We start from the raw sequence: 5,850 nt of genomic DNA, 5'->3' as shown, positions 1-5,850 counted from the left end.
CCCCGGCGCCCCGGTGCAGCAGGCCCCGCAGGCGGTGCAGGAGAACCGCAGACCGTCCGCGTACCACGGCTCGGGGGAGGGCGAATCGCTCATCGGCTCGGCTCCGGTTCGGGCATCGGGCGGACGAAGGTGGCGCTGGTCATCACGCCGTCGGCCCCGTCGCGGCGGAGATGCACCTCCAATACGTCGTATCGCCCCGCATACTCGCTGCCGGCGACGACCTCTTCCACCACGTCCAGCGTCGCGGCGGCATCGGGCGGCGGGGGGGCGTCATCCACGCCCGGATCGAAGGGCACCTTCAACATCACCTGCAACAGGGAGACGTCCGGGTCCGGCCGACGACGCCGACCGCCCTCCACCCGCGGACTGCTGCCCGGCAACGCTTCGGCAAGCGCGTCGGCCAGCGGCAGGAAGTCCGCCGTCCGGGTGTTCCAGAACCAGAACAGCCCCGCGGTGCTGACGCAGCCCAAACAGATCATCCCCACGACCAGCGCCGTGCCCCGGGACACCCGAGCGTCGCCCGCCGCCCGCCTGTCGCTCTCCTCCCCCGCATCGCTCACTTCCGCAGCCCCCCCAGCGCCCCGTTCACTTCGCCGTGCACGCTTTGCGGCGCCCGAATGACCAGCACCTGATAGAGATCAAAGTAGCTGGCCGTGGCGAGGCCGCCGTTCACGTCCCAGACGTCCGGGGCGACGACGGATTGAATGAGGTCGATCAGCCGCCGGGCGTTCCGCATCTCCGCCGGCCCGGCGAGCGTCTCCCGACCGCGCCGCCGCGAGGCGGTCGAGACGCGGCCCCGCTTCAAGTCCTTCTCCCACCGCAGGCCCTGCCGGATGAGGTCGTCACGGGTCTCCGACAGCTTGTAGGTCAGCGAGCGCCGCATGTCCCGGCGGCGGCCATCGCGCAGGCCGCGGACGCCGTCGACGCTCCGCAGCAACTGCACGCCGCCCGGTACCGTCGCCGCCGGCGGGAGGTCGTGGTCGCGGTGCATCCGCACGAACGCGGCGAAGCGGGCGTCGAACTCCGCCGGCGAGAGCGGGCGGGCCTCCTCCGCGGCCAGCAGCGCCGGCAGGGAGCACGCCAGCAGAGCGAAGGTCGTCATTCGTCCGTTTCCGGGGCGGGTTCGGGATCGGCGGCCAGCGTCTCGTCGTCGCCGGGTTCGTCAGCGGGCGCCGGCTCGTCGTCCGGCTCGTCGGTCGATTCTCCCAACAAATCGGCGACGCGGTAGACCCGCACCGCGCCGCTGTCGTCGCCGACGGCGAGCAGCGTGCCGTCCGCGGAGAGCGCCAGGCTCCGCACAGGGCCTTCGAAGTCGCCGATCGCCGACAGATCCCGCACCTTGCCGGTCGGCGCCTCCTGCTCCCCGCCTTCGGTCGCATCGACATCCGGCGGGGCGTCGGCGTTCGGCTCGAACCGCCAGACGCGCAGTTCGTTTCCGCCCTTGGCCCGCCCGCCGCTGCCGGTGGCGAAGATCGGGGCGAAGTCCGGCGCCTCGCCGTCGGCCGCGGGAATCGCGAGCGCCGCGTTGAGCGGGCGGGCGTGGCCGGCGTAGCGGCCGATCGGTTGCGGGTCGGCCTCCGCCTTGCCGGTGACGAACTTGCGATCCGCCAGCGAGGGCAGGTGCGACAGTCGCCCGACCTCGTCCGCCCCGCCGGTGAGGACATAGGACCCGCCGGCGCTGAAGGTCACGCACTCCGCGGCCCGCACGTGTTCCGGCAGGGGAGAGAGGGTGTCGAGCGTCGCCGCATCCAGCAGGAAGACCGGGCCGGGCTTGATGTCCCGGTCCGGGTCGCCGAAGGCGACTGCGATGCGGTTTGTGGACATGGCGAGTCCCCGAGCCGGCACGCGAGATTCGTCGCCGAGCGGTCGGACCACGACCTCTGCATCGTGTGTGCCGCGGGTGCTTCCGTCGTAGACCCAATGCCGCACGGTTCCGTCTTCGCAGGTGGCATACAGGAGGACGGCATGATTTATTCCTGGTCTGGCGACCAGCCCCGTCACATAGCCGCGGGGGCCGCTCATTTTCGACAGCGCCCGCCCCGTCGCCCCTTCCCAGCGGGTGACGCGGCGGTAATCGCCGACCGTCAGCACGCCCCCCGCAGGCTCGCCCCATGTGGGGTCGGCGTCATTCCTCACTCGGGACGATTCGATCTGCCACAGCAGGGCGGTGGCGAAACCGGAGCGCGTTTTGATCGTCCGCACCGCCTCCCCGTCCGCCGCTTTCAGCAGCTCGACCGCCTCGAACGTCCCCACGGCCAGCGTTTCGCCGTCCGGGCTGAAGGCCAACGCGGTGACGCGGTCGTCCACGGTTCCGGTCCACACCGCCTCCGGCGCCGGCGGGCCGTCCGGCTCGCCGGGCGGTTGCCGGCCGGGCAATTGCAGCCCCTCCGGCAGCCCGGGGATCTGAGCCGCGGCGGGGCCGGCGCCGACGGCGGAGAGCGTCGTCGCCGCGAGCAGCACGGCGGCGACCGAGCGAAACCGCGGCGAAACGGGCGGGCGAGATGAAGGAGGCATCGTGCGATTATCCTCCCCGGTCCCTCCCACGCCACCGCCTCCGTGCCCGACTCTCCCGCCCCGCCGACTGATCGCCCGGTGCGCCTCGCCGTCGTCGGCGGCGCCCGCTGGGCGTTGTGGTGGACGGACGAACTGGCGAACGACCCGCGGTTTGACCTGCAATCCCAGGAGGAACCCGACGTGATCCTCCGCTGCGACGCCGGCCGGGTGACGGTCGAAGTCCCCCACGGCCCGGACGCGGAGGCATTGCCCTTCCGCCCGGCCCGGTTCACCGCGGCGTTCGACGCGGCCCGCACCGCCCTCGCCCAACTCGGCGGTTCGCCCGTCGATTTCACCCTCATCGAGCACACGCAAACCCCGCTCGGTTCGCTGGAAGAGCACGGCACGGCGCTCGATCGGCTCGAAGCCCGCTTGGACGAACTGCTGGCACTCTCTGATTGGAAGCAACCGCGAGTCGCCCACGCCGCGCGGATTGAACGGGGGAAAGAGGTGACGTTCCGCGTGAGCCTCACCGACGACGCGACCGGCGGGACGGCGTCGATCGAGATCGTCCGCGGCGCCGCGGTACGTTGGCAGAGCGGTTGGAGCCTCCGCACCCCCGCCGGCGCTTACTGTGATCAGGGGACAAGGGACGGCACGCTGACGACCCGGGAACCCGCCGGCGAACTCGCCGCCCGCCCGTGGACCGGCCAAGAATCGTCGCCACTCGAAGCGTTACACGCCTGGGTCGCCCGCGGCGAGACTTGGCCGGTGACCGCGGAACAGACGAAGGCGGTCGCGGCGCTGCGGGAAGCGATCGACAAAGCGATTCCCCCCTCTCCCCCCGGGGAGAGGGGCCGGGGGTGAGGGGGCTTTCACCTCCCGATCGCCCTTCACGCCGCCGCCGCTCTCCCCTCGAGCGTTCAGACGTCGCCCCGCGAACGGCTGCGGACGAAGGCTCGCACACCCTCACCCCCGGCCCCTCTCCCTTAAGGAAGAGGGGAGCACGTCGTCGGTCGTCGCTCCAAGTTCAACACCGCTCCGCACACAGCCGCGCGACCGCGTGCGCCGGCAGACAGGCGGAGACTTCGGGGGAGAACAGGTCCGCGATCAGCACTTTCTCTGCCGCTTCCAAGGTCGTCGTTTGATGCACCTCGTCCGCGAGGAAGGCGCCGCTGCCGGCGTAGATCACCGCCGCGGGCACACCGCCGACCGCCATCGCAGCCTCTTTGATCTCTAAGCACAATTGCTCGTGCATCGACTTGGCGAGCACTACGATCTGCTCGTCCGACAGCTCCGTACGGTCGCAGCAGACGGCTCGCGCCAATCGGCCGAGGGCATGGTCCCAGGTTGCCGGGCGACCGTCGGCGGTGTCGCGGTCAGCGGGCGCTTCGGGAACCCGTCGAAGGACGAGGTAGACATCTCGCATCGTGGCGAAGCGTTCCGGCGGCAATGCGACCCGCGCCCCCGCGGCGAACGCGGTGACGTTGATCTCCACCGGCGTGCGGCCGACGCCCCAATACAATAACTCCTCCGAGCACAGGCGTTCGAAATCCGTCCGCCCCGCCGGCGCCGGCACGCCGTCTTCAATCGGAATCAAATCCGTCGTGGTCGAACCGATATCGATCAGCAGCCCCGGCCCCTCCGGCACGCAGCGGCCGACGAAGGTGGCAGTCGCGTGCCAGTTCGCCGCGGCGGTCAGTTGCCAGAACTCCCGGGCCGTGGACGGGTCGACGAACTCCCCGCTCGTCTGCCAGACCCAGATCGGGCGCTCGCCGGCGATCTGTTCCACGGCGTCGAGGATGTGCGACACGCCCTCCGCTTTCGTCTCAAAGCAGTCGCACAGCTCCCCCGTCATCGTGACGGCGAGCCGGTCCGCCGGCTCGAACCGCGTACATAGCTCCCCCAGCGCCGCGGCGAGGCCGGCGGGGTTCTGCCAGAGGGCGAACGGGACGCTGACGGCGTGATCGTCGTCGTCCGCGGCTTTGAGGTTTGCGCCGCCGATATCGAGGCCGAGGGTGGTGGGCAAAGCGGAGGGCGGAAGGCGGAAGGACGGGTTGGAGCCGCGACCGTCAGGGAGCGTCTCTGGCGAGGCGCAACCGCAGAGAGACGCTCCCTGACGGTCGCGGCTCCATCAACTCACCGTGACGGCGCCGGCTTTGGTAAACGTCGACGTGCCCGGGTTCCACCGCAGCGGGGGGAACGAGCGTTCGGGAAATAAAATCCGCTCCGCGAGATTGTCCGGCGTGAGGGCGCGATAGCCGAGATAGCTGGTCGTCAGACGCGGGTTCACCTCAATCAACACCGGGTCGAGCGAACCTTCAAAGGGTTTATCAGGGATGACGAAGTCGATCCCCCACCACCCCCGCAGCCCGGGGACGGCATTATAAACCTGTGCGACGAGCCGGTTCACCGCGTCCTGATCCACGTCCGCCGCGGGGACTGACCCGCCGTGATAGGCGAGCCGACCGGGGGAGCCGTCGATCTGAATGTCTTGAGAACCGGCGGGCAGCGGCGTGTGATTAATAACAGCGACGGAGCAGGGGCGGCCGATCACCCACTGTTCGACGATATCGTTGCCCTGCATTGTGTCCGTCAATCCATAGGCGGCGGACTCCGCGCCAGTCATTTCATCGTACTGGCGTTGGTCGGTAAAGAGTGTGCCATTGCCGCCGGCACCGTCGCCCGGTTTTCTCACGTACGGCGGAGCGCGGCGCGGCGGTGTAATTATCTCGGCCCCCTCCGCGGTCAACGTCCATCCTGAGATGACCGAGCACGGGTGGGCGACCCAGGGCCGGCGGACGTGTGCGTTACGCCAAACTTCTGCGGCGGTCCATTTTTCGCCGCATGTTCTAATCGCATCGGTAGAGCAGCCTGTCCATCCGCTCTGTTCCTCGTAGAGCTTCGCCCGTCGCCAAAGGATGCGTTCCATCTCCGGGGCGACGTGCAATATGCAGTCGCTCTCCCGGAACAGCCGGTCGAAGGTCGACCATTCAACCTCGCCCCTCCGCGAAGTCGGCACCTCGACCACATCCACCCCCGGCACGCCGAACGGTTCCAGTCCCTCCGCCCACGTCACGACGACCTCCACGCCGTCGATCTGCACCGCGTCCTCTGCGAGCGCCCGCAGCATGGCGGCGCCCTCGGCGAACAGGGGGCCGGTCGCCGCGGCGAGGTCGGCGCCGCAGGTGCAGTGTTCGGAGAGGAAGACGCGCATCGGACTCGCGGCGGTCATGGGTCTCCCCTCGCCCCCCAGTTGGGGAATCCAGTTGGGGAATCCAGTTGGGGAATCCAGTTGGGGAATACCGGGGGGAGAGGGGAGACCCATGACCGCCGCGAGTCCGATGCGCGTCTTCC

The 5,850-nt window shown here is 69.9% G+C and carries 6 protein-coding genes; 1 reads left to right on the top strand and 5 read right to left on the bottom strand.

What is annotated here, in order from left to right; translation table 11 throughout:
• Positions 1–89: 89 nt before the first annotated feature.
• Genes LzC2_RS19760 through LzC2_RS19750 form a run of 3 tightly spaced genes read right to left on the bottom strand, consistent with a single transcriptional unit; the run spans position 90 to position 2,514 of the window.
• Positions 90–509 (bottom strand): hypothetical protein, encoded by a 420-nt coding sequence (locus tag LzC2_RS19760; protein WP_171189754.1) that lies wholly within the window; start codon positions 507–509, stop codon positions 90–92.
• A 47-nt stretch (positions 510–556) separates the two neighbouring features.
• A complete protein-coding gene (locus tag LzC2_RS19755) occupies positions 557–1,102 on the bottom strand; it encodes a hypothetical protein (RefSeq protein WP_171189753.1) in 546 nt (181 codons plus the stop codon).
• Positions 1,099–2,514: a WD40 repeat domain-containing protein gene (locus LzC2_RS19750; RefSeq protein ID WP_171189752.1), complete on the bottom strand. Its 1,416-nt coding sequence runs from the start codon at positions 2,512–2,514 to the stop codon at positions 1,099–1,101. Before LzC2_RS19750 ends, LzC2_RS19755 begins: the two co-directional genes overlap by 4 nt.
• 42 nt (positions 2,515–2,556) lie before the next feature.
• On the opposite strand from LzC2_RS19750, the gene LzC2_RS19745 reads away from it, so the two are divergent.
• Entirely contained in the window at positions 2,557–3,360 is an 804-nt protein-coding gene (locus tag LzC2_RS19745; protein WP_171189751.1) for a hypothetical protein, read from the top strand.
• Positions 3,361–3,523: 163 nt separating this feature from the next.
• On the opposite strand, the gene LzC2_RS19740 is transcribed toward LzC2_RS19745, so the two are convergent.
• The gene (locus LzC2_RS19740; protein ID WP_171189750.1) at positions 3,524–4,522 is read right to left on the bottom strand and encodes a hydantoinase/oxoprolinase family protein; all 999 of its coding nucleotides are present in this window, start codon (positions 4,520–4,522) and stop codon (positions 3,524–3,526) included.
• A 105-nt stretch (positions 4,523–4,627) separates the two neighbouring features.
• Positions 4,628–5,850: ATP-grasp domain-containing protein (locus LzC2_RS19735; RefSeq protein ID WP_206678818.1), on the bottom strand; the 1,223-nt coding region annotated here is incomplete at its 5' end.

Origin of the sequence: Alienimonas chondri, from assembly GCF_013036045.1 — a bacterium.
Taxonomy (GTDB): Bacteria; Planctomycetota; Planctomycetia; order Planctomycetales; family Planctomycetaceae; genus Alienimonas; species Alienimonas chondri.
This window is presented reverse-complemented; position numbering and strand designations above follow the sequence as displayed.

What these genes read in the sequence shown, in the direction of transcription:
- LzC2_RS19755 (WP_171189753.1), bottom strand. Translation starts at nt 1,102, where the DNA reads ATGACGACCTTCGCTCTGCTGGCGTGCTCCCTGCCGGCGCTGCTGGCC.
- LzC2_RS19750 (WP_171189752.1), bottom strand. Translation starts at nt 2,514, where the DNA reads ATGCCTCCTTCATCTCGCCCGCCCGTTTCGCCGCGGTTTCGCTCGGTC.